The 24,401-nt window shown below is 60.8% G+C and carries 19 protein-coding genes; 10 read left to right on the top strand and 9 right to left on the bottom strand.

The genetic code is table 11. From position 1 onward, the window contains the following. Positions 1 to 11 precede the first annotated feature (11 nt). The 5 genes from guaD to xdhA all read right to left on the bottom strand — a co-directional run bounded on the left by guaD (position 12) and on the right by xdhA (position 7,690). Complete coding sequence (guaD, locus tag J3R80_RS16140) at positions 12 to 1,313, bottom strand: guanine deaminase (protein WP_275394830.1); 1,302 nt, start codon at positions 1,311 to 1,313, stop codon at positions 12 to 14. Positions 1,314 to 1,384: 71 nt separating this feature from the next. After that, positions 1,385 to 2,968, bottom strand: a complete 1,584-nt coding sequence (locus J3R80_RS16145; protein ID WP_275394831.1) for a xanthine/uracil/vitamin C permease — start codon at positions 2,966 to 2,968, stop codon at positions 1,385 to 1,387. A 27-nt stretch (positions 2,969 to 2,995) separates the two neighbouring features. Further along, complete coding sequence (xdhC, locus tag J3R80_RS16150) at positions 2,996 to 3,892, bottom strand: xanthine dehydrogenase accessory protein XdhC (protein WP_275394832.1); 897 nt, start codon at positions 3,890 to 3,892, stop codon at positions 2,996 to 2,998. A gap of 3 nt (positions 3,893 to 3,895) precedes the next feature. After that, complete coding sequence (gene xdhB, locus J3R80_RS16155) at positions 3,896 to 6,214, bottom strand: xanthine dehydrogenase molybdopterin binding subunit (RefSeq protein WP_275394833.1); 2,319 nt, start codon at positions 6,212 to 6,214, stop codon at positions 3,896 to 3,898. A gap of 12 nt (positions 6,215 to 6,226) precedes the next feature. Next, positions 6,227 to 7,690 carry a xanthine dehydrogenase small subunit gene (gene xdhA, locus J3R80_RS16160; RefSeq protein WP_275394834.1) on the bottom strand — a complete coding sequence of 488 codons (1,464 nt, stop codon included), beginning with the start codon at positions 7,688 to 7,690 and terminating at the stop codon, positions 6,227 to 6,229. A 166-nt stretch (positions 7,691 to 7,856) separates the two neighbouring features. On the opposite strand from xdhA, the gene J3R80_RS16165 reads away from it, so the two are divergent. Then, positions 7,857 to 8,768, top strand: a complete 912-nt coding sequence (locus J3R80_RS16165) for a LysR family transcriptional regulator (protein ID WP_275394835.1) — start codon at positions 7,857 to 7,859, stop codon at positions 8,766 to 8,768. Here the strand turns inward: J3R80_RS16165 and J3R80_RS16170 are convergent. Then, positions 8,765 to 9,226, bottom strand: coding sequence for an Lrp/AsnC family transcriptional regulator (locus J3R80_RS16170; RefSeq protein ID WP_275394836.1), 462 nt, complete (start codon positions 9,224 to 9,226; stop codon positions 8,765 to 8,767). The genes J3R80_RS16165 and J3R80_RS16170 overlap by 4 nt on opposite strands. Positions 9,227 to 9,313: 87 nt before the next feature. Between J3R80_RS16170 and J3R80_RS16175 the strand changes: the two genes are divergently transcribed. After that, the gene (locus tag J3R80_RS16175; protein WP_275394837.1) at positions 9,314 to 10,510 is read left to right on the top strand and encodes a diaminopropionate ammonia-lyase; all 1,197 of its coding nucleotides are present in this window, start codon (positions 9,314 to 9,316) and stop codon (positions 10,508 to 10,510) included. Beyond that, complete coding sequence (locus tag J3R80_RS16180; protein WP_275394838.1) at positions 10,507 to 11,655, top strand: M20 aminoacylase family protein; 1,149 nt, start codon at positions 10,507 to 10,509, stop codon at positions 11,653 to 11,655. The genes J3R80_RS16175 and J3R80_RS16180 overlap by 4 nt, the downstream gene beginning before the upstream one ends. A gap of 165 nt (positions 11,656 to 11,820) precedes the next feature. Here the strand turns inward: J3R80_RS16180 and J3R80_RS16185 are convergent, their stop codons facing one another. Further along, positions 11,821 to 13,080 carry a urate hydroxylase PuuD gene (locus J3R80_RS16185; protein WP_275394839.1) on the bottom strand — a complete coding sequence of 420 codons (1,260 nt, stop codon included), beginning with the start codon at positions 13,078 to 13,080 and terminating at the stop codon, positions 11,821 to 11,823. Between the two features lie 103 nt (positions 13,081 to 13,183). Between J3R80_RS16185 and J3R80_RS16190 the strand changes: the two genes are divergently transcribed. After that, a complete protein-coding gene (locus J3R80_RS16190) occupies positions 13,184 to 14,089 on the top strand; it encodes a LysR family transcriptional regulator (RefSeq protein ID WP_275394840.1) in 906 nt (301 codons plus the stop codon). 9 nt (positions 14,090 to 14,098) lie between these two features. Here J3R80_RS16190 and uraH read toward each other — a convergent pair whose 3' ends face one another. Continuing rightward, a complete protein-coding gene (gene uraH / locus J3R80_RS16195; RefSeq protein WP_275394841.1) occupies positions 14,099 to 14,452 on the bottom strand; it encodes a hydroxyisourate hydrolase in 354 nt (117 codons plus the stop codon). 144 nt (positions 14,453 to 14,596) lie between these two features. On the opposite strand from uraH, the gene puuE reads away from it, so the two are divergent. The 6 genes from puuE (at position 14,597) to lpdA (ending at position 23,881) form a co-directional block, all read left to right on the top strand. After that, the gene (puuE, locus tag J3R80_RS16200; RefSeq protein ID WP_275394842.1) at positions 14,597 to 16,012 is read left to right on the top strand and encodes an allantoinase PuuE; all 1,416 of its coding nucleotides are present in this window, start codon (positions 14,597 to 14,599) and stop codon (positions 16,010 to 16,012) included. Beyond that, on the top strand, positions 16,009 to 16,497 hold the full coding sequence (locus tag J3R80_RS16205; RefSeq protein ID WP_275394843.1) for an ureidoglycolate lyase: 489 nt from the start codon (positions 16,009 to 16,011) through the stop codon (positions 16,495 to 16,497). Before puuE ends, J3R80_RS16205 begins: the two co-directional genes overlap by 4 nt. Before the next feature lie 61 nt (positions 16,498 to 16,558). Then, entirely contained in the window at positions 16,559 to 17,995 is a 1,437-nt protein-coding gene (locus tag J3R80_RS16210; RefSeq protein ID WP_275394844.1) for a nucleobase:cation symporter-2 family protein, read from the top strand. A 198-nt stretch (positions 17,996 to 18,193) separates the two neighbouring features. Beyond that, complete coding sequence (gene aceE, locus J3R80_RS16215; protein WP_275394845.1) at positions 18,194 to 20,851, top strand: pyruvate dehydrogenase (acetyl-transferring), homodimeric type; 2,658 nt, start codon at positions 18,194 to 18,196, stop codon at positions 20,849 to 20,851. Between the two features lie 23 nt (positions 20,852 to 20,874). After that, a complete protein-coding gene (locus J3R80_RS16220; RefSeq protein WP_275394846.1) occupies positions 20,875 to 22,134 on the top strand; it encodes a 2-oxo acid dehydrogenase subunit E2 in 1,260 nt (419 codons plus the stop codon). 13 nt (positions 22,135 to 22,147) lie between these two features. Further along, positions 22,148 to 23,881, top strand: coding sequence for a dihydrolipoyl dehydrogenase (gene lpdA, locus J3R80_RS16225; protein ID WP_275394847.1), 1,734 nt, complete (start codon positions 22,148 to 22,150; stop codon positions 23,879 to 23,881). Positions 23,882 to 23,998: 117 nt separating this feature from the next. Here the strand turns inward: lpdA and J3R80_RS16230 are convergent, their stop codons facing one another. After that, entirely contained in the window at positions 23,999 to 24,370 is a 372-nt protein-coding gene (locus J3R80_RS16230; protein WP_275394848.1) for a VOC family protein, read from the bottom strand. Positions 24,371 to 24,401: the final 31 nt, after the last annotated feature.

Consider the following 24,401-nt stretch of genomic DNA (forward strand, 5'->3'; position numbering starts at 1 on the left):
CACCGGATATGTCAGGCGATTTCTTGTCGTGCCCCTGCCACGTAAACGTCTTCCACCGCCCGGTCATCGCCCATCATCATCAATATGAACAGCTCTTCCGACAGGGTGGTGGCGCGGGCCATCCGCAGGGCCATAGCGTCGGTGGCCGCGGCATTCAGAACCACGATGTCGGCATCTGAGCCAGGGGCAAGGGTGCCGATCCTGTCCTGAAGCCCCAGTGCAAGGGCGTTGCCACGGGTGATCCAGTGGAAAGCGCGGAGCGGATGCAGGGATTGACCTTGCAACTGCAGAATCTTGTAGCCTTCGTTCAGGGTTTGCAGCATCGAATAACTGGTGCCCGCACCCACATCGGTGGCGATCGCATTGGTGATCCCGCGCCCGCGCAAGCCTGCATCGTCAAACAGCCCACTGCCCAAAAACAGGTTCGAGGTCGGGCAGAACACTGGGTGTGCCCCGGTTTCGACCAGCGCGTCGATCTCGCGCGGTTTCAGGTGGATCGAATGACCCAGCAGCATCTTCGGGCCAAGCAGGCCGTAGGACTGATACACATCCAGATAGTCGCGCGCCTTTGGGTAAAGCTCGGCGGTATAGGCAATCTCGTCATGGTTTTCGGACAGGTGGGTCTGGACGTAACACTCGGGATGTTCCTGCACCAATGCTTGCGCCATTTCCATCTGCGCGGGAGTCGAGGTGATGGCAAAACGCGGGGTGATCGCATACTGCCCGCGCCCCTTGCTGTGCCATGTGTCGATCAATGCCTTGGTGTCGTCATATGAGGATTGCGGCGTGTCGCGCAGCCCATCGGGGGCGTTGCGGTCCATCATCACCTTACCCCCGATCATGCACATGTTGCGGCGGGCCGCTTCGGTAAAGAACGCATGGGCCGAAGTCTTGTGGACCGAGCAATAGGCCACCGCCGTGGTGGTGCCATGGGCAGTGATCTGATCAAAGAACTTGCCCGCCATCGCCGCGCTGTGGTCGGGATCGGCAAACTCGGTTTCGGCAGGGAAAGTATAGGTGTTCAGCCAATCCAGAAGCTGTGCGCCCCATGACGCAATCACTTGCACCTGCGGGAAATGGATGTGGGTGTCGATGAACCCGGCCATGAGCAGGTGGGGGCGGTGGTCGATGACCTGCGCATCCGTGGCCTGTGCGCTGACCGTGGCATGGTCGCCCGACGTGATGATCCTGCCATCCTCGATCAGGATCGCGCCATCCTCGTGATACTCATAGGCGTGCGTATCGTCAGGGCCAATCGGCTCGGCGGTGAAGCTGAGCGTGCGGCCACGCAGAAGGGTTTGCGGCGAAGTCATAGCGTATTCCGTTCAAGAAAAGGCACAGGACGCACGACGCGCCCTGTGCTGAGTTTGGGCGAAAGGGAGGGCTATTCGCCCGGCGTAATTTGCGGCTCGTCCGTCGGCAGGTTCTTGTTCACGATCTCGTCTTCCTTGTGGAATTGCGGATAGATGAACAGGAAAGCCGCCGCGATCAGGTAACCCATGCTGACGCCGCTGAAGCTGGGCCAGTGCAGGCTGGCGGAGTGGATGATACCAACCAGCGACATGCCACAGGCGGCAAGCGCAAAGCCACCGGCGTTGCGGAACCGTCCGTCAATCACACTGGCCACGATGGCGCCCCAGATCAGGCCGGTCAGAATGGCCCCCTGGCTGAGGGCCAGATGGCCTTCGAAATGCGCGCCTTGCTGCAACAGCGCGGCGGTGAGCGCCTCGTCCCCCAGTTGCGGCAGGCCTTCGACCCCGGTTGCGCCAAGCGCGCCCATCAAAGACCCCCACTTGGTGACAAGGAAGGACGAGACATGCGGCATCATCGCGATGGTCACAGCCGCCATATGCTCGGTTTTCACGGAATGCGCCGTGTTTGTAATCAGGCTCAGCGCCACGAAGACCAGAACCGGTGCTGCGGCGGCCACGGGGATCAGGTTGTTCAGGAAGGCCAGAAGCCCAAAGAACGCCGCGAAGGGAATGACCAGACCGACCGCGATGATATAGCCTGAATGCGCGCCCATCCGCTTGTAAGCCGGGTGGCCGATATAGGCGGTGGTGGGGAAGGGCGAGCCAAAGACCGCGCCGATCATCGTGCCGACGCCATCCGTCACCTGACAGGTCGCGACCGGGTAGTGGTCGCCAGCGGCCTCGGCGCTTTCGACGTTGTTCATGGTTTCGATGAAGTTGTAGATTTGCACCGGCACCAGAACCAGAAACAGCTCGGGATTGGCAAACAGGTGCTGAATACCGGCAATCAGGTCGCCGATATAAGGAACGGGGGGATAGAAGCCCACGCCGTCGAAACTGACCGAAGCCTTGCCCATGGCCAGAGCCACGACGGTGCCGACGATCAGCGCCAGAAGACCGGCGGGAATGTTGAAGGGCAGGCGGAAGCGCCCGACCAGACCCCACAGGATGATGATCATCGAGGCAAAGCCGATGAACGGGTCTTCGAACACGGTGGCCAGCGGCACGGTGCCGATGAACACCAGCGCGATGCCGCAAAGCGTGCCCAGCATGCCCGCACGGGGCGTCACGCGTTTCAGCCACGGGCCGACAATGGCGCCAAGGCCCGCGACGATCCCGCCCATGAAGCCCGCGCCGATGCCTACCTGCCACGCAAGGGTTGCGTCGTTGGTGGACCAATAGATCGGCCCGATCACCCCGAACAGATAGACAAACATCACGGGAGTCGAGATGCCATAGGGCAGGGCGGTCACGTCACGCCCGTGCCGGGCGGCGGCGCGTTTGGCTAGCCATGTATAGACCGCCACACCGGCCATAATCGCCACGGCGGCGCCGGGCAGGATGCGGCCGAACACGATCTCGGCGGGCATGTTGAATACGAACTGGCAGACCCCTGCCAGCACGATCAGGTTGATCAGGTTGTCGGTAAACAGCGCCCAGAACGCGCTGAAGTCATTGCGCGCAAAAAGCTTGTAGTTATACGTTGTCCCGTCCATGACGGTCTCCTCCTCTGTGACCTGTGGTCAGTCACGCGCCTGAAGGGCGGTGCTATCCTTTCGGTCTGATTGATTGCCCGTGATGGGCGCTCCCATGTCCCATTGCTGGGGGTTCGCGGCAGTTTCAGAGGTCAAATCAGCGATCACTTCCGCCGCCACGAAAGCCGCGATGACGCTGGGCCGCTTGTCGCGGCTGCCGCTTGCCCCGATGGGGCAAATCAAGTGTTCGGTGCTGTGATCGTCGCCATGCTGGCGGACCCAGTTGCGAAACTTGGCGCGCTTGGTGGCCGACCCGATCATGCCGACATAGGCCGTATCGCCCTTTTCCAACGCGGCAAGTGTCAGCAAGAAATCAAGCGCATGGTCATGGGTCAGCACGACAAAGGCGCTGCCGGCAGGCGCGTTGGCGATGTCAACCTCGGGGATCACGCTGAGCCTTGTTTCGACATCGGCGCGGCACTGGGTCAGTTCCTCCTCGCGGCTGTCGATCAGGATGCAGCGGACCGGCATGTGCTGGAACACATCGGCCAGCGCGCGGCCCACGTGACCTGCCCCCATGACATAGACATGGGGCAGATGCGCGGCCTGATCCTGCGCGCGCATCAGAGCGTCATGCTTGTCGGCCCGGCGCATCCGCGCCAGCGACAGCTCGACCCGCCCCCCGCAACACTGGCCGATTTCGGGGCCAAGCGGCACGTCCAGATCAAGGTTCAGAACGCCACCCGTCAGCATGTCACGGGCGCGGTCTATGGCGATGAACTCCAACTGCCCGCCGCCGATGGTGCCCCACAGACGGTCCCGCGTCACGAACATCTCGGTCCCTTCGTTGCGCGGGGACGAGCCGCGCACCCGGGTCAGGGTCACGCGAATGACCGGCCCGTTCCGGGACAGAAAGTCGGACAGGGTGCGCACGGGCTGGGCCATGGGTCAGCCCGCCGCCTTCAGGCGTTCGACGGCCATCAGCACACGTTCGGGCGTGGCGGGGGCGTCCAGACGCGGGCAGATGCGATAATCGGCGACCGAGGCAACAGCCATCGACAAGGCCTCGAACACCGAAATGCCCAGCATGAAAGGCGGCTCACCCACCGCTTTTGACCGCTTGATTGTCAATTCGCGGTTTTCCGACCAGTCGGCCAGCTTCACGTTGAACACGCGCGGCCGGTCAGAGGCCAGCGGGATCTTGTAGGTCGACGGCGCATGGGTGCGCAAACGGCCTGCATCGTCCCACCACAGCTCTTCCGTGGTCAGCCAGCCCATGCCCTGAATGAACGCGCCTTCGACCTGTCCCTTGTCCAGAACGGGGTTCAGCGACCGGCCCACATCATGCAGGATGTCGGTGCGGTCCACCCGGTATTCGCCGGTCAGCGTGTCGATCGTGACCTCGGAGCAGGCCGCGCCATAGGCGTAGTAATAGAAGGGCCGCCCCTTGCCCGACGCGCGGTCCCAGTGGATTTTCGGCGTTTTGTAGAAACCCGCGGCGGAAAGCTGAACCCGCGCCATATAGGCCTGTTTGATGAAGGCATCGAAGGAAAGAACCTCGTCCCCGATACGCACCTGATTGGGTTCGAATTGCACGGCGTCGGGGGCGACGTTCCATTTCTCGGCGGCGAAATTGACCAAACGCGCCTTGATCTGTTCAACCGCGTTCAGCGCGGCCATACCGTTCAGGTCGGTGCCCGACGACGCGGCGGTGGCGGATGTGTTCGGCACTTTCTCGGTCGTGGTCTTGGTGATCTTGATGCGGTCGAAGTCAACCTGGAACGCTTCGGCCACCACCTGGGCGACCTTGGTGTTCAGGCCCTGACCCATTTCGGTGCCGCCGTGGTTCAGGTGGATCGAGCCGTCGTTATAGACATGCACCAGCGCACCCGCCTGATTATACCATGTCGCAGTGAACGAGATGCCGAACTTGACCGGCGTCAGCGCGATGCCCCTTTTCAGAACGCGCGAGGTGGCGTTGAAGTCGAGGATCGCCGCGCGCCGCGCGCGGTAGTCCGCGCTGTCCTCCAACTCACCCACCAGACGGTCAAGAATGCTATCCTCGACCTCTTGGTGATAAGGGGTCAGGTCGCGACCCTTGCCGCCATAGAAATTGGCCTTGCGCACATCCAGCGGGTCTTGCCCGGTGGCGAAGGCGATTTCTTCGATGATGCGTTCGGCGGCGATTACCCCTTGCGGGCCGCCAAAGCCGCGAAACGCGGTGTTCGAGACCGTGTTGGTCTTCATCGGGTGACTGACCAGCCGCACATTCGGATAGAAATAGGCGTTGTCCGCGTGAAACAGCGCACGGTCCGTGACCGGGCCGGACAGGTCCGATGTATAGCCACAGCGCGCGGCAAAGGTGCCGTCCACAGCCTCGATCCGGCCCGCGTCATCGAAGGCCACGTCATAGTCGATCACGAAGTCATGCCGCTTGCCGGTGGCGGTCATGTCCTGATCGCGGTCGGGGCGGATTTTCACCGCACGGCCCCATTTCTTGGCGGCCATTGCGGCGACCACACAGAACAGGTTCATCTGGCTTTCCTTGCCGCCAAACCCGCCGCCCATCCGGCGCACGTTCACCGTGACCGCGTTCGAGGGCACGCCAAGCACATGGGCGACCATATGCTGTGCCTCGCTCGGGTGCTGGGTTGAACAGTGGACGACCACGTCGTCATCCTCGCCGGGGATGGCGAAGGCGATATGGCCTTCCAGATACATGTGGTCCTGCCCGCCCACTTCCATCCGGCCCTTGATGCGGTTGGTGGCCGTCTCAAAGGCCGGCTCCACCGCGCCGCGTTCCAGCTTCAGGGGCGCGGTGACATGGGGATAACCTGCATCCTGCGCGGCAATCGGGTCCAGCGCGTGGGGCAAAACCTCGCAGTCAACCTTGGCCAGTTCGGCGGCCCGGCGCGCGACGTCACGGGTTTCGGCGATGACGGCAAACAGGGGCTGGCCGTGAAACTGGATCTTGTCGGTGGGAAACACCGGCTCGTCATTCTGCCCGGTGGGGCTGATGTCGTTGTGGCCCGGAATGTCGGCGGCGGTCAGCACACCCACCACACCGGGGGCAGCGCGCACGGCGTCAAGGTCAAGGCTGCGGATAGCGGCATGGGCCACGTCCGACACGCCCAGATAAGCGTGCAGGGTGCCCACGGGTTCGACGATATCGTCGGTATAGTCAGCCGCGCCTGTGACATGTTTGGTGGCACTGTCATGGATGCGGTCTGTATGGGCGGCACCACGGATGGATACATTGTCTTTCATATCGTCAGCTCCTTACGCGGTGGCCAGTTGAACGGGGGCGGGGGTGGCGTCGTCATGGTACAGAAAGAACCGGCGCAGAAGGTTCTGGGCCGACAGCATCCGATACTCGGATGACGCGCGCCAATCACTCAGGGGTTGGAAATCCTGCGGCAGGGCATTTGCGGCGGCGTCAAACGCCGCTTCGCCCCACGCCTGACCCAACAGCGCGGCTTCGGCAGCGGCGGCGCGTTTGGGCGTGGCCGCCATTCCACCGAAGGCAATGCGTGCACCGGTGATCACGTTGTCGGTCAGCGTGACGCTGATCCCGACCGCGACCGACGAGATATCCTCGTCCCGCCGCTTGGAAATCTTATAGGCCGCATCGCGTTGTCCGGGCGCGGGGCAGGGGACGCGGATGCTTTCGACAAACTCACCCGGTTTGCGGTCCTGCTTGCCATAGTCGATGAAGAAATCCTGCAAGGCCATGGTGCGGCGGTCGGAGCCATGGCGCAGCGTGACCTCGGCCCCCAGCGCGATCAGCACGGGTGGGGTGTCGCCAATGGGCGAGCCGTTGGCGATGTTGCCGCCCACGGTGCCCATGTTGCGCACCTGCCAGCCAGCGATCCGGTCCCAATAGGGGGTCAGATGCGGGAAAATCTCGGCGATGGCGTCCTGACATTCGGTATAGGTGGCGGTTGCCCCGATGATCAGCGCATCCCCGTCCCTGTGCACGGTTTTCATTTCGCGAAGATGGCCGATGAACACGGCGGGGCCGATAGGGCGCAGGAACTTCGTGACCCACAGCCCGACATCGGTGGCACCGGCGACAATGGTTGCTTTTGGGTGGTCCAGCAGAACCCCGGCCAGATCATCCACATCAGCGGGCAAAATGGCCTGATTATCGGCAGGGCCGGTGACGACGCGCTGGCCATCCTGCAAATCACGCAGTTGGGCGATGACCGCCTCGCGCTCGGTGTTCAGATGGTCGGCGGACGGGGTGCCATAGCGGCTGACCGCAACCGCTGCGCGGATGATCGGCTCGTACCCTGTGCAACGGCAAAGGTTGCCTTGCAGCGCGGTTTCAACCTGAGCTTCCGTCGGCTCCGGCGTTTCCATCCACAGCGCGTACAGAGACATAACGAAGCCGGGTGTGCAGAAGCCGCACTGGCTACCATGGTGATCCACCATCGCCTGTTGCACGGGGTGCAGGCGCCCATCGGGGCCGGACACATGTTCGATCGTCACCACGTGACACCCATCCAGCGAGGCCAGAAAACGGATACAGGCATTCACCGGTTCATAGGTCAGACCGTCATCGGTCAGCCGCCCCACCAACACGGTGCAGGCCCCGCAATCGCCTTCCGCACAACCTTCCTTGGTGCCGGTCAGACGCCGGTTCAGACGCAAGTAATCCAGCAATGTCTGATCCGCGCCGACTTCGGCGACGCTGACGCGTTGCCCATTCAGAAGAAAGTGTATGTGGCTACGATGTGTCATGGTGGCTCCTGAAAACGGGTCATGTTGGACCATTCCCAAAAACCATAGCGCGGGTTAATGCGTCCAATAAGGGGCGCAATCGGCAAAGACTTTCAACATATCATTGAAAATCGGCATTGCGCATGGCACGCTGGGCGCCAACCACACCGACTGTTGAAAGGCCACCATGTCCTATATCGAAAGCCTCCGCGTCTTCGTGCGCGTTGTCGATTTGGGAAGCATCACGTCCGGCGGGCGCGATCTGCGCCTGACCCCGGCGGTGGCCAGTAAGCGCATCAAGGAATTGGAAAAACACCTTGGTGTGCGGCTGTTCAATCGCACCACGCGGTCGCTGTCACCGACCGAGGTGGGCAAGCTGTTTTACCACGAAGCCAAGGCGGTTCTGGAAACGGTGGACATCGCGGAGTCGAAGGTCGCCAACTTCTCGCACGCCCCGCGCGGCACCATTCGTGTGACCGCGCCCTTGGGCGCCGGACGCCGGATTATTGCGCCTTTGGTGCCCCGTTTTATCGACGCGTTTCCCGACACACGGGTGCAAATGCGCCTGTCCGACCGCAAGGTGGACATCATGGCCGACGGTCTGGACGTCGCCTTTTTCATCGGAACGCCCAGCGATTCGAACCTGAAGCTGCGCAAGATCCACGATTGTGGCCGGGTGTTATGCGCGTCCCCGACATATCTGGCCCGAAACGGAACACCGCAGACACCAGACGACCTGCTGAACGACCGGTTCAACTGTCTGCTGCTTAGATATCCCCGCTCGCCCGAGTATTTCTGGGTGCTGCAGACCCAAACCGGCCCGCGCAAGTTTGAGGTTGCGGGCAAATACGATGTCGATGACGGGGACGTTCTGACCGCCTGGGCGCTGGATGGGCGCGGCATCGTGAACAAACCCCGTTTCGACGTGGCCGAGCATTTGCGCGACGGCAGCCTGATCGAGGTGCTGCCTGACACGCCACCGGTGCCGACGATTTTCGGCTGCCTGTATCCTCACAAGAAGTTGCAGGATCCCAAGATCCGCCTGTTTGTCGACTTTGTGATCGAGCACAGCAAGCCGCTGTTGGGTGAAGGGCGTTAGACGTTCAACCCCGTGCCCGTTTTTACGGCATCCATGGACACGAAAGTGCGAAACTTGCGAATATTGCTGTCCTGAAAGAAGACCCGGCGGGTGAAACCTTCATACGCCGCCATGCTTTCGACGACGACAACCAACATGAAATCTGCCTCGCCGGTGACATAGAAACACTGCTGCACCTCGGGGGCATCGCGAAACCGGCGCTTCATCAGGTCAATCTCAGCCGGGGTTTCGCTGACCAGTTCGACCTGCACGAATATCGTCAGGGGCAGCCCGACCTTGTCCGGGTCGATAACCGCCACGTTGGCGGTGATGACTCCGTCAGCCTCCATTCGGCGAATGCGACGTTGCACGGATGGCGCGGACAAGTTCACCGCCTCACCAATCTTCCGTTGGGATGTAGAGGTATCGCGCTGGAGGATACGCAGTATGGCAAGGTCGAAAGCGTCAAGTTGGGTCATGTGAAACAAAATTGCACAACACCCCCGAAAAATCAGCGCAAATTTCGGATACCTTGCAATATTGTTTCTGCAAACACGGAGTTCTTCATGTATCTGCACAACAGCCTTCCGACCTATGGCACCCCTCTGGATCCGCGCGATGCCGAAACCCTTGGACGTGCCGGGGCCGATGACGTTGCCCGTATCCTGACTTTAAGGGACAACAGCGACCCCACGCCCCTTGTGGCGCTTCCCGGTCTTGCAAAGGCGCTGAACCTTGGCGCGGTGCATCTGAAGGACGAAGGGTATCGGCTGGGCTTGGGCAGTTTCAAAGCCCTTGGCGGAGCCTACGCATTGATGCGACTGGTGCATAGCGAGGCCGCGCACCAACTGGGCCGCACGATCCCCGTCGATGACCTGCTGTCCGACGAGGTGCGCATGATCGCACGCGGCATGACCTTTGCCTGCGCCACCGATGGCAATCACGGGCGGTCCGTCGCACAGGGGGCGCAGTTGATGGGGGCTAAGGCCGTGATATTCGTCCACGCGGGCGTCAGCCAGTCCCGCATTGACGCCATCGCAGGTTTCGGGGCCGAAATCATGCGCGTGGCGGGGAATTACGATGACTCGGTCGCGGAGGCGTCAGCCGTTGCGGCCCAAAGGGGCTGGACCGTGCTATCGGATACGTCATGGCCGGGATACGAGAAGATCCCCGGTTTGGTGATGCAGGGATATACTGCCATCGTCCGCGAAGCGCTGGCAGACCTGCCGCAACCGCCAACCCATGTGTTCCTTCAGGCCGGCGTCGGCGGCTTTGCCGCGGCCATCGCCGGACATCTGGCCGTGCTGTTAGACAAGGATCGCCCCCATGTCACCGTTGTCGAACCAACCCGGGCGGCATGTGTGCTGGCCAGTGTCCAGCAACAGCACCCGGTGAAGGTCGAAGAGACCGAGCCAACCGTCATGGCGATGCTGGAATGCTATGAACCATCGAAAGTTGCCTTCCGGGTTCTGGAACGTGTCGCGGATGGGTTCATGACCGTCGACGAAGACGATGCACCATCGGTCATGCGCCGTCTTGCACACCCTGTTGCCGGCGATCCCGCGATCGTCGCGGGCGAAAGCGGTGGGGTCGGGCTGGCCGGTGCCATCGCCGTTTTGAAAGACCCGGACCTCGCCGCGAAAATTGGCCTTGGTTCCGATGCACGGCTTCTGGTGATCAACACCGAAGGCGCAACCGACCCTGCGCTGTATACCGAGATCATCGGCCGCACGCCCGACGCCGTACGGAATGGGCACAAATGATGGACACGACCGCCCTTGAAGCCGAAATGACCGCATGGCGCCACGATCTGCACCGACACCCGGAGTTCGGCTTTGAAGAAGTCCGCACAGCCGCGTTCGTGGCAGAAAAACTTCGCAGCTTCGGACTAGATGTGACCGAGGGCGTCGGTGGCACCGGGGTGGTCGGAACCGTGCAGCGTGGCACCTCAAACCGCGCCATTGCATTGCGCGCGGATATGGACGCCCTGCGCATCACCGAGACCAGCGAAACCGGCTGGGCTTCAACCAACAAAGGAGTCATGCACGCCTGTGGGCATGACGGGCACACCGCGATGCTTCTGGGCGCTGCACAGGTGTTGGCGCAAGAAGGCGGGTTTGACGGCACCATCCGCTTTCTGTTTCAGCCTGCCGAAGAATGGGGCAAAGGCGCGCTGGCGATGATCACGGATGGGTTGTTGTCGCGCTTCCCGTTTGACGAGGTTTTTGGACTGCACAACCTTCCGGGGCTGCCTGTCGGACACTTGGAATCCCGCCCCGGTCCGATCATGTCGGCCGAGGATAATTTCGAGATCACACTGCACGGTCAGGGGGGACATGCTGCACGGCCCCAGACCACCCGCGAAACCATGGTCCCCGCATGTGCGCTGGTCTTGGATCTGCAAACCATCGTGGCGCGCCGACTGGATCCGACCGATGTTGCGGTTCTGTCCGTCACCGAAATCCTAACCGATGGCACACGCAATGCCTTGCCGGGTCACGCCCGGATCCTGGGGGACGCAAGAAGTTTTCGGCCCGAGGTTTCGACCCGGATCGAAGCCGAAATGCGCCGGATTGCCAGCGGGATCGCGGCGGCATATGGCGTTGAAGCGAAAGTCTCCTATACGCGGGAATTTGTGCCGCTGATCAATGATGCCGACCTGACCGCCGAGGTGCTGACCGCCGCTGAAACGGTTTCGACCCAAGTGACGGAAGCATCCCAACCGATGACCGCGTCAGAGGATTTCGCGCGGTTCCTTGACCACGTGCCAGGTTGCTTTGCGTTTATCGGAAATGGAGAGACATCCGCACCGCTCCACAGCCCGACCTACGACTTCAACGACACAGCCTTGGGACATGGCTGCCGCGTTTTCATAGCAATTGCCCGTCAACGCCTGTCGAACGCCTGATGCAAAACAGATTGCAGTCATTGGCAGCAACAGAGCCAATCAAATGGGTCCATTGGACTTAACATAATTCAAATTATGCGAAATATACTTAGACGCAGGGCACATTCTAAACTGGGTTGCGACAAATCCCCTATCTTGCTGAAAAGCAAGGAGAACGAAAAGAACTCAGTTCGACGCAATATTGAAAGGCAAGTCCTTGGCCGCATTGCGATACCATTTGACGATCTTCTTGCGCTCTTCTTCTTCCATGAACGACACGTTTGCGGGCGGCATGGCGACCGTCACGCCAGCCTGAATATATATCTGCCGCGCAGCGCGGGCGATATCGCCGGTGGTTTCCAGATGGATGTTCTTGGGTGCCCGGCGGATGCCGTCGTAATAGACCTCGCGCGCATGACACATGGAACAGCGGCCCAGGACAATGTCCTGGACCTCTTCAAACCCTTCGGCATTGGCAAAGACCTGCTCGGTCGCGGTCAGCGGGCGGGCTTCAGCCTCTTCCAGCGTATCGTTTTCCAACGGCGCGGTAGACAGCCACATGATCAGGATGAACAGTACCGCCGTCACCAGCCACGTCCATTTCGGATCGCTCGTCCCTGCGTGATTCGAGTTGAAGTAATGCCGGATCGACACGCCCATCAGGAACACCAGCGCCGCAATGATCCAGTTGTAGTCCGAAGCAAACGCCAGCGGATAGTGATTGGACAGCATCAGGAAGATCACCGGCAGGGTCAGATAGTTATTGTGGGTCGACCGCAGCTTGGCGATCTTACCGTATTTGGCATCCGGCGTGCGGCCTTCCTGAAGGTCTTTCACCACGATGCGCTGGTTCGGCATAATGATGAAGAACACATTCGCGGTCATGATGGTCGCGGTGAAAGCCCCCAGATGCAGCATCGTCGCCCGGCCCGTGAAGATCTGGTTATAGCCATAGCCCATCGCCACCAGCAGAATGAACAGCAACACCATCAAAACGGTCGGATTTTCCGCCAAAGGCGATTTGCACAGCCGGTCATAGACCAGCCACCCAATCGACAGCGACACGGCCGAAATCACGATCCCCTGCCACAGCGCCAGATCAGCTTTCTGCGCGTCGATCAGGTACAGCTCGCCACCCACCCAATAAACGATCATCAAAAGGGCCGCGCCCGATAGCCACGTCGTATAGCTTTCCCATTTGAACCAGATCAGATGCTCGGGCATGTTTTCAGGGGCCACAAGAAACTTGCGGATGTGATAGAACCCGCCCCCATGCACCTGCCATTCTTCACCATGTGCACCCTTGGGAAGATCGGGGGCCTTGCGCAGCCCCAGGTCAAGCGCGACAAAGTAAAAGGACGATCCAATCCAGGCCATCGCGGTGATGACGTGCAACCAACGGACCGCAAAGGCCAGCCAGTCCCACATGATAGCAAGATCTTGCATAAGGTATTCCTCCGAGCTTTTGCAAAAGGTAGCTCACTGGCTGATTATCGTATATTAGGAAAAAATACCTAGCTGCTTCAAAAAAAAGAAGAACAATCGAAAAATGGCGTATCTGGACAATATCAGAACCTTCGTGCGGGTCTATGAATTGGGCAGCATGTCTGCCGCCGCCCGCGATCTGCGGATCTCTGCGGCAGTGGCGTCATCGCGGATTTCGCAACTGGAAGGGCACCTGGGCATCCGTCTGTTTCAACGAACCACGCGGCTGCTGAACCCCACCGAACAGGGAAACACCTTCTATAAAGGGGCCAGCAAAATTCTTGAGGCGGTCGAGGCCGCCGAGGCCGACATCAGCGACATCACCCGGTCGCCACGTGGCACGCTGCATGTCGCGGCACCCATCGGCATTGCACAACGCTTCATTGCCCCGGCGGTCCCGAAGTTCAAAGAAGCCTATCCGCTGATCAACATCCGCCTTCGGTCATCAGACCGCAAGCTCGATCTGGCCGCCGAAGGTCTGGACGCCGCATTTTTTCTGGGCGTCCCGGAAGACAGCAACCTGCGCATTCGCAAGATCACCGATTGCCCGCGCGTGCTATGCGCCTCGCCCGACTATATCAAGAAGCACGGTATGCCAGGTTCCAGCGACGAGCTGCGCACCGATATGCATGATTGTCTGAACCTGCGCTATCCCGGCGCACCCGAGTTTCAATGGCCGCTTCAGACCCCGGACGGCGTCAAACGTGTGACCGTGTCAGGGCCATTTGAATCAGATCACGGCGAGATTCTGACCAACTGGGCACTGGATGGACAGGGGATCGTTCTGAAAACCGTGTTCGAGATTTCGGATCATCTGGCCAAGGGGCGTCTGGTGCCGGTCCTGGTGGACGAGCCGCCCCTGCCCATTCAACTCGCCTGTTTGTATATGCACCGTCGCAGGCAAGACCCGAAGGCCCGCCTGTTCATTGACTTCATGGTGGATCACATTCTGGCGACGATGCCAAAATAGACGGGCGCCTTAGCTGCCCCGATAGGTCGAATAGCCAAAGGGCGACAGCAGAAGCGGCACGTGGTAATGCGCCTCTTCCGACATGCCGAAGCGCAACGGCACCTCATCCAGAAAGCGCGGCTCTTCAGGTGGCGTGCCTATGGCATCAAGATACGCACCCGTATGGAACACCAGTTCATATGTGCCTTTGACAAACTCGCTGGCCGGCAGGATCTGTTCATCCGTGCGCCCATCATCATTGGTCTTGAGGCTGCGCAAATGGGTGCGCTTGTCCCCTTCGATGCGATACAGGTCGATCTCAAGCCCTTCCGCCGGGCAACCCCGGGCCGTGTCCAGAACATGCGTGGTCAGATATCCGGTCATGTGGCGTCTCCTTATGCGTTATCCTATTAATGTCCCGCGCCTTGTCATCAATACATAGAGAAGTGGCAAAAAGCTCTTTCAAAAAAAATGTGAAAGTGGCTGAGATTATTCTGAGGTATAAGAAAGAAAATGAGGAGACCCGAGTTGAACCGCTACACTCGTGATATGCGCGGCTATGGCCAGACACCACCCGATCCGAAATGGCCGGGCAACGCCAAAGTCGCAGTGCAATTTGTGCTGAACTACGAAGAGGGCGCCGAAAACTGCGTGCTGCACGGCGATGATGCGTCCGAGGCGTTCCTGTCCGACATTCCCGGTGCTGCGCCGTGGCCCGGCAAGCGTCATTGGAACATGGAAAGCATGTATGAATACGGCGCGCGTGCCGGGTTCTGGCGGCTGCACCGGCTGTTCACCGGCGCTGGCATTCCGCTGACCATCTATGGCGTCGCCCGGGCGCTGTCGCGCAGCCCGGAGCAGGTTCAGGCCATGAAAGATGCGGGGTGGGAGATTGCCAGCCACGGTCTGAAATGGATCGAACACAAGGACATGCCAGAAGACGCAGAACGAGCCGCCATTGCCGAAGCCGTGCGCCTGCACACCGAGGTTGTGGGCGAACGTCCGCGCGGCTGGTACACGGGCCGCTGTTCGGAAAACACCGTGCGACTGACCGCCGAAGAAGGTGGCTTTGCCTATGTCTCCGACACCTATGACGACGACCTGCCCTATTGGATGGAGGTCGGCAATCGCGATCAACTGATCATCCCCTATACGCTGGAAGCCAATGACATGCGCTTCGCCACTGCGCCGGGCTGGGTCACGGGACAGGATTTCGGCGACTATCTGACCGACGCGTTCGACACGCTTTATGCCGAAGGCGCAGCCGGACGCCCCGCCATGATGACCGTGGGTCTGCATTGCCGTCTTGTGGGCCGCCCCGGCAAGATCGCCGGTCTGCAACGGTTTATCGAGCATATTCAGGCCCATGACGGCGTCTGGACCCCGCGCCGCATCGACATTGCCGATCACTGGGCCAAAACCCACCCGCCCAAGCGGTTTGAGCGTCCAAGTCAAATGGACAAGGCGCGGTTCGTGTCGCTCTATGGCTCGATCTTCGAACATTCCCCATGGATCGCCGAACGCGCCTTCGATCTGGAGCTTGGCCCCGCCCATGACAGCGCCGCCGGGGTGCACAACGCCCTGTGCCGCGCCTTCCGCATCGCGACCGAGGACGAGCGCCTTGGCGTTCTGACCGCCCACCCCGATCTGGCGGGCAAACTGGCTGCCGCGGGCAAACTAACCGCCGAAAGCACATCGGAACAGGCGGGTGCCGGGCTGGACTACCTGACCGATGAGGAACGTGAGACCTTCACCAAACTGAACACCGCTTATGTGGAAAAACACGGCTTTCCCTTCATCATCGCGGTGCGCGATCACGACAAGGCGTCAATCCTCGCCAATTTTCATACCCGTATCGACAATGACCGCGACACCGAATTTGCCGAAGCCTGTCGACAGGTCGAACGCATCGCGCAATTCCGGCTGAAGGACTTGTTGCCGTGAGCCGCCCGCTGATCCCTCACCCCCTGACCGCGACCGCCTTCGCCCCATTTGGTGAGGTGATCGAGGTGTCAGGCGACCCCGACAAGATCATCAACCAAGGCATGTGCGGGCGTCACCACGATCTGGCGCAGCTCGACTTCGCAGACGGTCGCGCAGGGATCAGCCTGTTCGACGCAAAGGCACGGACCTTTCCTCACACGGTCGACATGGTTGAACGCCACCCCGACGGCAGTCAGGCCTTTGTGCCTGTCTCCGGCACGCCAATGCTGGTCGTTGTGGCCGAAGATCAGAACGGCACGCCGGTGAACCTTCGGGCCTTCGTGTCCAAGCCGGGACAATCCATCAACCTGCACCGGGGCATCTGGCACGGCGTGCTCGCCCCCATCGAAAAGCCGGGACAGTTCATCGTCATCGACCGCATTGGCGATGGGCCAAACCTGCAAGAACACTGGTTCGACGATCCCTATATCGTCCAATCAGTCTAACAGGGCACCCCGCCGCAGAAGCGGGGGCCTAGCGCGAACAGTCAAATTGGGAGGAAACCACATGGCTGACAATTCCATCGGGACAGCGGAGCAGCTTCGCGACCCAAATTATACACCCCCATTGCACAAGGCGATCCCGCTGGGCATCCAACACGTGCTGGCGATGTTCGTTTCGAACGTCACACCAGCGATCATCGTCGCCGGTGCGGCAGGTTTCGGCTTCGGGTCGAACTCGCCCGATTTTCCCGAGCTTCTATATCTGATCCAAATGTCGATGCTGTTTGCCGGTGTGGCAACGCTTCTGCAAACCATCACGCTTGGCCCGGTCGGGGCGGCACTGCCTATCGTTCAGGGCACCTCGTTCGCGTTCCTGCCGATCATGATCCCACTCGTCGCGGGCAAGGGTGTTGACGGGCTGGCCGCCCTGTTCACCGGTGTGATCATCGGTGGTATCTTCCACGCCTTCCTCGGCACGTTCATCGGCAAGCTGCGTTTTGCCCTGCCCCCGCTCGTCACCGGGCTGGTCGTCACCATGATCGGCCTGGCGCTGGTGCAGGTGGGCATCCAGTATGCCGCCGGTGGTGTGCCCGCGATCGGCACACCGGAATACGGCTCGCTTCTGAACTGGTCCGCTGCGCTGGTGGTGATCATCGTCACGCTTGGCCTGAAATTCTTCACCAAGGGGATGCTGTCCATCTCGGCGGTGCTGATCGGCCTGATCGTCGGCTATATCTATGCGATCATGGTCGGCATGTTGTCGCTGGACGCCATCGCCGGATCATGGAGCAATGCAAGCGCCTTCGCCCTGCCGATGCCCTTCAAATACGGGTTCGAAATGTCCGCCGCCGCGATCATCGGCTTCTGCCTGATGGCCTTTATCTCGGCCATTGAAACCGTGGGCGACGTGTCCGGGATCACCAAGGGTGGCGCGGGCCGCGAAGCCACCGACACCGAGATCCAGGGCGCAACCTATGCCGACGGTTTCGGCACGGCAATCGCAGGCATGTTCGGCGCCTTCCCCAACACCTCGTTCAGCCAGAATGTCGGCCTGATCGCCATGACGGGGGTGATGAGCCGCCACGTCGTGACCTGCGGTGCGATCTTCCTGATCATCTGCGGGCTGGTGCCGAAGGTCGGCGGCGTCATCCGCACCGTCCCGATCGAAGTGCTGGGCGGCGGTGTGATCGTGATGTTCGGCATGGTCGTGGCCGCCGGTATCTCGATGCTGTCGGATGTGGACTGGAACCGCCGCAACATGGTGATCTTCGCAATCGCCCTGTCCATCGGTCTTGGCCTGCAACTGGAGCCGGGCGCCCTGCAGCACATGCCGGATACGGCGCGTATTCTGCTGACCTCGGGCCTGCTGCCCGCAGCGCTGATCGCCATCGTGCTTAATCTGGTCTTGCCCGACGAACTGGCCGACGAATCCACCGAGGAAGTCTCGGGCGGGATGGCCGGACATGGGCACGGTTCGCTTCCGCATGATGATCACGCTTAAAGAACATACAGACGCCCCCAACCGGGGGCGTCTGCCTTGACAAATGAACACATCCCACCACGCCTGCCCCCTATCGCGCGCATCCCGGCTTGCCGCGCTGTCCAGCCTTCGCACAAGTTAATAACATAAAACCTGTGGGCAAATGCCGCGCAATGGACCAGTATTGCCTGATGAACCGAACAAAACGGAGACCTCGCCATGGTTGATTTTCCCAATGACATTGATCCAGTTGAAAGTCGCGAATGGCAGGAAGCGATAGAAGACGTCATCGCGCGGGATGGTCCGGACCGCGCGCATTTCCTTTTGGACAAGTCGGTCCAGCAAGCCCGCGCATCGGGGGCGAACCTGCCGTTTTCGGCGACCACGCCCTATCAGAACACGATCCCGGCAGATGACGAGCTGGAAATCCCCGGCAACATGGAGATGGAATGGCGCATCCGCACCATCAACCGTTGGAACGCCATGGCGACGGTGGTGCGCCGCAACAAGGTGTCGTCGGAATATGGCGGACATATTGCGTCCTTTGCCTCGTCTGCGGTGATGTATGACATCGGGCTGAACCACTTCTGGCGCTCGAAATCCGCGATCCATGGCGGTGATCTGGTTTTCTTTCAGGGCCACGTGATCCCCGGCATCTACGCACGGTCGTTCATGGAAGGCCGCATTTCAGAAGAGCAGTTGGAAAATTTCCGTTCAGAAGTCTCTGGCGAAGGCCTGTCCTCTTATCCGCATCCATGGCTGATGCCGGATTACTGGCAGTTCCCGACCGTGTCGATGGGGCTTGGCCCGCTGATGGCGATCTATCAGGCGCGTTTCATGAAATATATGCACAATCGCGGCCTGATCGACATGGCCGACCGCAAGGTCTGGGTCTTCCTTGGCGACGGCGAGATGGACGAACCCGAAAGCCGGGGGGCCATCGACCTGGCGGCGCGTGAAGGGTTGGACAACCTGATCTTCGTGGTGAACTGCAACCTGCAACGGCTGGACGGCCCGGTGCGCGGCAACTCCAAGATCGTGCAGGAGCTGGAAGGTGATTTCCGTGGCGCGGGCTGGAACGTCATCAAGCTGCTCTGGGGCAAGGGCTGGGACGAACTGCTTGAGAAAGACACAACGGGCCGTCTGCGCCAGTTGATGGACGAAACCGTTGACGGCGATTACCAGACGTTCAAATCCAAGGACGGTGCCTATATCCGCAAGCATTTCTTCGGCAAATACCCCGAAACCGCCGCGCTTGTCGAAGACTGGTCGGATGATCAGATCTGGGCCTTGCGCCGGGGCGGGCATGACCCGCAGAAGGTCTATACCGCCTTCAAACGCGCGTCCGAGACCAAGGGCGAACCCACCTGCCTTCTGGTCAAGACAGTCAAGGGCTATGGCATGGGTAAGGCCGGTGAAGGCCAGAACATCACCCACCAGCAAAAGAAAATGGCCGAGGATCAGCTGCGTGCCTTCCGTGACCGGTTCGACATCCCGGTCAGTGACGAAGATCTGCCAAACGCGCCTTTCGTCAAACTGAACAACGCGCAGAAATCCTATCTTCTGGACCAGCGCAAGAAACTGGGTGGCGCGTTCCCCAAGCGCGACTGGCGCGATACGCCGAAGCTGGACATCCCCGGTCTGGACAAATTCGAGGCTCAACTCAAGGGGACGGGCGAGCGCGAAATCTCGACCACCATGGCATTTGTGCGCATTCTGACCACGCTTCTGCGTGACAAGAACATCGGCAAGAACATTGTGCCCATCGTGCCGGATGAAAGCCGCACTTTCGGGATGGAGGGTCTGTTCCGCTCGGTGGGGATTTATAATCCGATGGGGCAGAACTATACGCCCGAAGATGCCGACCAGATGATGTACTACAAGGAAAGCACCAACGGTCAGGTGCTTCAGGAAGGCATCAACGAAGCCGGGGCCATGGCCGACTGGATCGCGGCGGCCACGTCCTATTCCAACCACGGCGTGCCGATGATCCCGTTCTTCATCTATTATTCGATGTTTGGGTTCCAGCGGATCGGTGATCTGGCATGGGCCGCAGGCGACAGCCGTGCGCGCGGCTTCATGCTGGGCGGCACCGCCGGACGCACCACGCTGAACGGCGAAGGCTTGCAGCATGAAGACGGTCACAGCCACATTCTTGCAGGCACCATCCCCAACTGCATCAGCTATGACCCAACCTTCCAGTACGAGGTTGCGGTAATCGTGCAGAACGGGATGCAACGCATGTATGGCGATCAGGAGGATGTCTATTTCTACCTGACCCTGATGAACGAAAACTATTCCCACCCCGACATGCCCATGGGCGTCGAAGACGAAATCATCAAAGGCCTGTATCGACTTCAAGAGGTCAAGAAGCCGGGCAAGAAACACGTCACCCTGATGGGATCGGGCACCATTCTGGTGCAGGCGATGAAAGCCGCCGAAATGCTGAAAGAAGATTTTGGCGTCACGGCGGAGATCTGGTCAGCCACCTCGTTCAACGAACTGGCCCGCGACTGTCAGGACGCGGCGCGGTGGAACCGGCTGAACCCGCTGGAAGACCCGCGCGAAGCCTTCGTAACGCAGCAGCTGTCCAAGGCCAAAGGCCCGGTCATTGCCGCGACCGATTACATGAAAAACTATGCCGAACAGATCCGGTCCTGTGTGCCGGGGCGCTACACGGTTTTGGGCACCGATGGCTATGGCCGCTCGGACAGCCGGGTGAACCTGAGGCGCTTCTTCGAAGTGGACGCAAACCACATCGCCGCTGCCGCCATGGTCGATCTTTATCGCGACGGCAACATTACCAAGAAGGTGCTGCAGGACGCGCTTTCCAAATACGACATCGACGGCAACAAGCCCAACCCACGCTTGGTGTGAACGGACAGACAGGAGAATATGACATGACGATTGAAGTGAAAGTTCCCGATATCGGCGATTTTTCTGACGTGCCCGTTGTGACCGTTCTGGTCAGTGTGGGGGATGTGATCGCCGAAGAAGACCCGATCATCGAACTGGAAAGCGACAAGGCAACGCTTGAGGTACCAGCCCCCGCCGCCGGTAAGGTGGTCGAAATCAAGCTGTCCGAAGGCGACACCGTGTCCGAAGGGTCGTTGATCCTGCTGCTGGAAGGTGACGGCGCGGGGGCCGACGCCCCGGCGCCGGCGCCTGCCGCCGACGCGGCCCCAGCCCCAACGGCTGCACCCGCTCCCGCCCCGACAGCTGCCCCGGCCGCGGTGACGGATGCCGGGTTCGGCAAGGCCCATGCCAGCCCCTCGGTCCGGGCCTTCGCCCGCCAGCTGGACATCGATCTGGCCCAGGTCAACGGATCGGGCCGCAAGGGCCGTATCCTGCGCGAGGACGTGACCGCCTTCCTGAAATCGAAATCCGCACCTGCGGGCGGCGCTGCGGCGGTCAGCGGTGGCATGGGCATCCCACCGATCCCTGCCGTCGATTTCTCGAAATTCGGTCCCACCGAAGATGTCGAGATGCCGCGCATCAAGAAGATCTCAGGCCCTGCGCTGCACCGGTCTTGGCTGAACATCCCGCATGTCACCCATAATGAAGAGGCTGACATTACCGAACTGGACGGCTACCGCCGTGAACTGGACACGGCAGCCAAGGCGGATGGTTATCGCGTGACGCTTTTGTCCTTCATGATCAAGGCCAGCGTGTCTGCCCTGAAAACCCATTGGGAGGTCAATTCCTCGATCCACCCGGATGGCGACAAGTTGATCCGCAAGGACTTCTATAACATCGGCTTTGCCGCCGACACGCCGAACGGGCTGATGGTGCCGGTGATCAAGGACGCCGATCGCAAGGGGATCATCGAGATTTCCAAGGAACTGGGCGAGCTGTCCGCCAAGGCGCGTGATGGTAAGCTGAAGGGCGATGACATGTCGGGCGCGACCTTCACCATCTCGTCGCTGGGCGGGATCGGCGGCACGTCATTCACCCCCATCGTCAACGCGCCCGAGGTCGCCATTCTGGGCCTGACCCGATCAAAGATGGCCCCGGCCTGGAACGGGGAAGAGTTCGTGCCGCGCAACATGCAACCCCTCAGCCTGTCCTATGACCACCGCGCCATTGACGGCGCGCTGGCCGCCCGCTTCTGCGCCACGTTGAAACACCTGCTCGGCGATGTGCGCCGGCTGATGCTGTAAGGGAGACGATCTGATGGATGTGAAAGTTCCCGATATCGGCGATTTCTCGGACGTTCCGGTCATCGGCATCCTCGTCTCGGTTGGCGATACGGTTGCCGCCGAAGACCCATTGATCGAGCTGGAAAGCGACAAGGCCACGATGGAAGTCCCCTCGCCCGCCGCAGGTGTGGTAAAAGAAATCAAGGTTGCCGAAGGTGACACCGTGTCTGAGGGCAGCGTGATCATGGTGCTGGAAGGGGCCGACGCAGGTGATGCGCCCGCCGCAGCGCCGAAAGAAGAGACCGCACCTGCCCCGTCCGCCGTCGCAGCCACCGGTACCGCAACCGGTCCCGGTGATATTCATGGCGAGGTTGTCGTGCTTGGCTCCGGCCCCGGTGGTTACACCGCCGCTTTCCGAGCCGCCGATCTGGGCAAGAAGGTCGTGCTGATCGAGAAAGACAGCAATCTTGGCGGGGTTTGCCTGAACGTGGGCTGTATCCCCTCCAAGGCGCTTCTGCACGCCGCCAAGGTGATTTCCGAAGCAGATGAAATGGGCGATCACGGCATCAAGTTCACCAAGCCCAAGGTCGACCTGAAAAAGCTGCGCGGCTGGAAGGAAAGCGTCGTGAACCAGTTGACCGGCGGTCTGTCCGGTCTGGCCAAGGGCCGCAAGGTGCAGGTGGTGAACGGCTATGGCCGTTTCTCCGGCCCCAACATGATCGAGGTGCAGACCGATGACGGCCTGACCAAGGTCAGCTTTGATCAGTGCATCATCGCGGCAGGCTCCGAACCCGTCACCCTGCCCTTCATCCCCCATGATGACCCGCGCGTGATCGACTCGACCGGCGCGTTGGAGCTGGAGGACGTGCCCAATCGCCTTCTGGTGCTGGGCGGCGGCATCATCGGGCTGGAAATGGCCACCGTCTATGACGCGCTGGGTTCGAAAGTCACGATTGTCGAGTTCATGGACCAGATCATTCCGGGCGCCGACAAGGACATCGTGAAACCTTTGCACAAGCGGATCGAGGGTCGGTATGAAGCGATCCTGACCAAGACGAAAGTCACCGCGGTCGAGGCGCAGAAGAAAGGCCTGAAAGTCACGATGGAAGGCCCGGACGGCGAGACGACCGACACGTTCGACAAGGTGCTGGTCGCGGTCGGACGCAAGCCCAACGGCCACATGGTGGATGCCGAAAAGGCTGGCGTTGCCGTGGACGACCGCGGCTTCATCAATGTCGACAATCAGCAACGCACGGGTGTGCCGCATATCTTCGCCATCGGCGACGTGGTCGGCCAACCCATGCTGGCGCACAAGGCCGTGCACGAAGGCAAGGTGGCCGCCGAGGTCTGCGCCGGTGAAAAGCGTTTCTTCGACGCGCGCGTCATCCCGTCTGTCGCCTATACCGACCCCGAGGTCGCATGGGTCGGCGTGACGGAAACCGAGGCAAAGGCCAAGGGCCTCAAGGTCGGCAAAGGAAGTTTCCCGTGGGCGGCGTCTGGCCGATCCCTGTCGCTGGGACGGTCGGAAGGCATCACCAAGCTGATCTTCGACGAAGAGGATGACCGCGTGATCGGCGCGGGCATCGTCGGCCCCAATGCGGGCGACCTGATTGCCGAGGTGGCGCTGGCGATCGAGATGGGCGCGGATGCGGTCGATCTGGGCCACACCATCCACCCGCACCCGACCCTGTCGGAAACCGTGAACTTCGCCGCCGAGCTGTTCGAAGGCACGATCACCGACCTGATCCCGCCGAAGAAAAAGAAGTAACCGGCGGTCTGTAGCGGACCAAAGAAACGGACAAGGCGCGCCCATCGTGGCGCGCCTTTTCGCGTATTGCCCCCCGCCAGCCCCAAAAGAACCGGGGCGGCCAGAGCCGATCCGGTTCTACCCGTGGGACACCGCTTCTATGCGGTTCCCTTCGGGGTCGATGACAAACGCCGCATAATAGGTCGCGTTGTATTCGGGCCGCAATCCGGGGGCACCATCATCGCGCCCGCCCGCTTTCAGGGCTTCGGCATGGAACCGATGCACGCTGTCCCGATCCGGGGCGCGGAACGCCACATGCGTGCCCCTGCGGGCGCGACCCTCATCCGCCATCAATCCGAAATCGTCGTTTCGCCCGATGCCATAGGCGACCATGGATGGCTTTTCCCAAACGATGTGGAAGCCAAGCGCCGCCATGACGCGATCATAGAATTTTCGGGTTTCGTCAAACTCAGACACGCCAAGGGTTACGTGGTCGATAACAGTGGACATGGAATTGACCTTTCTCATCACTCTGCGGCGC

The sequence above is a fragment of the Aliiroseovarius sp. Z3 genome (assembly GCF_029105185.1).
Lineage (GTDB): Bacteria > Pseudomonadota > Alphaproteobacteria > Rhodobacterales > Rhodobacteraceae > Aliiroseovarius.

Bases quoted from the DNA above. Each gene is read 5' to 3' on its own strand.
- guaD (WP_275394830.1), bottom strand. From the start codon at position 1,313: ATGACTTCGCCGCAAACCCTTCTGCGTGGCCGCACGCTCAGCTTCACC.
- J3R80_RS16145 (WP_275394831.1), bottom strand. From the start codon at position 2,968: ATGGACGGGACAACGTATAACTACAAGCTTTTTGCGCGCAATGACTTC.
- xdhC (WP_275394832.1), bottom strand. From the start codon at position 3,892: ATGGCCCAGCCCGTGCGCACCCTGTCCGACTTTCTGTCCCGGAACGGG.
- xdhB (WP_275394833.1), bottom strand. From the start codon at position 6,214: ATGAAAGACAATGTATCCATCCGTGGTGCCGCCCATACAGACCGCATC.
- xdhA (WP_275394834.1), bottom strand. From the start codon at position 7,690: ATGACACATCGTAGCCACATACACTTTCTTCTGAATGGGCAACGCGTC.
- J3R80_RS16165 (WP_275394835.1), top strand. From the start codon at position 7,857: ATGTCCTATATCGAAAGCCTCCGCGTCTTCGTGCGCGTTGTCGATTTG.
- J3R80_RS16170 (WP_275394836.1), bottom strand. From the start codon at position 9,226: ATGACCCAACTTGACGCTTTCGACCTTGCCATACTGCGTATCCTCCAG.
- J3R80_RS16175 (WP_275394837.1), top strand. From the start codon at position 9,314: ATGTATCTGCACAACAGCCTTCCGACCTATGGCACCCCTCTGGATCCG.
- J3R80_RS16180 (WP_275394838.1), top strand. From the start codon at position 10,507: ATGATGGACACGACCGCCCTTGAAGCCGAAATGACCGCATGGCGCCAC.
- J3R80_RS16185 (WP_275394839.1), bottom strand. From the start codon at position 13,080: ATGCAAGATCTTGCTATCATGTGGGACTGGCTGGCCTTTGCGGTCCGT.
- J3R80_RS16190 (WP_275394840.1), top strand. From the start codon at position 13,184: ATGGCGTATCTGGACAATATCAGAACCTTCGTGCGGGTCTATGAATTG.
- uraH (WP_275394841.1), bottom strand. From the start codon at position 14,452: ATGACCGGATATCTGACCACGCATGTTCTGGACACGGCCCGGGGTTGC.
- J3R80_RS16210 (WP_275394844.1), top strand. From the start codon at position 16,559: ATGGCTGACAATTCCATCGGGACAGCGGAGCAGCTTCGCGACCCAAAT.
- aceE (WP_275394845.1), top strand. From the start codon at position 18,194: ATGGTTGATTTTCCCAATGACATTGATCCAGTTGAAAGTCGCGAATGG.
- J3R80_RS16220 (WP_275394846.1), top strand. From the start codon at position 20,875: ATGACGATTGAAGTGAAAGTTCCCGATATCGGCGATTTTTCTGACGTG.
- lpdA (WP_275394847.1), top strand. From the start codon at position 22,148: ATGGATGTGAAAGTTCCCGATATCGGCGATTTCTCGGACGTTCCGGTC.
- J3R80_RS16230 (WP_275394848.1), bottom strand. From the start codon at position 24,370: ATGTCCACTGTTATCGACCACGTAACCCTTGGCGTGTCTGAGTTTGAC.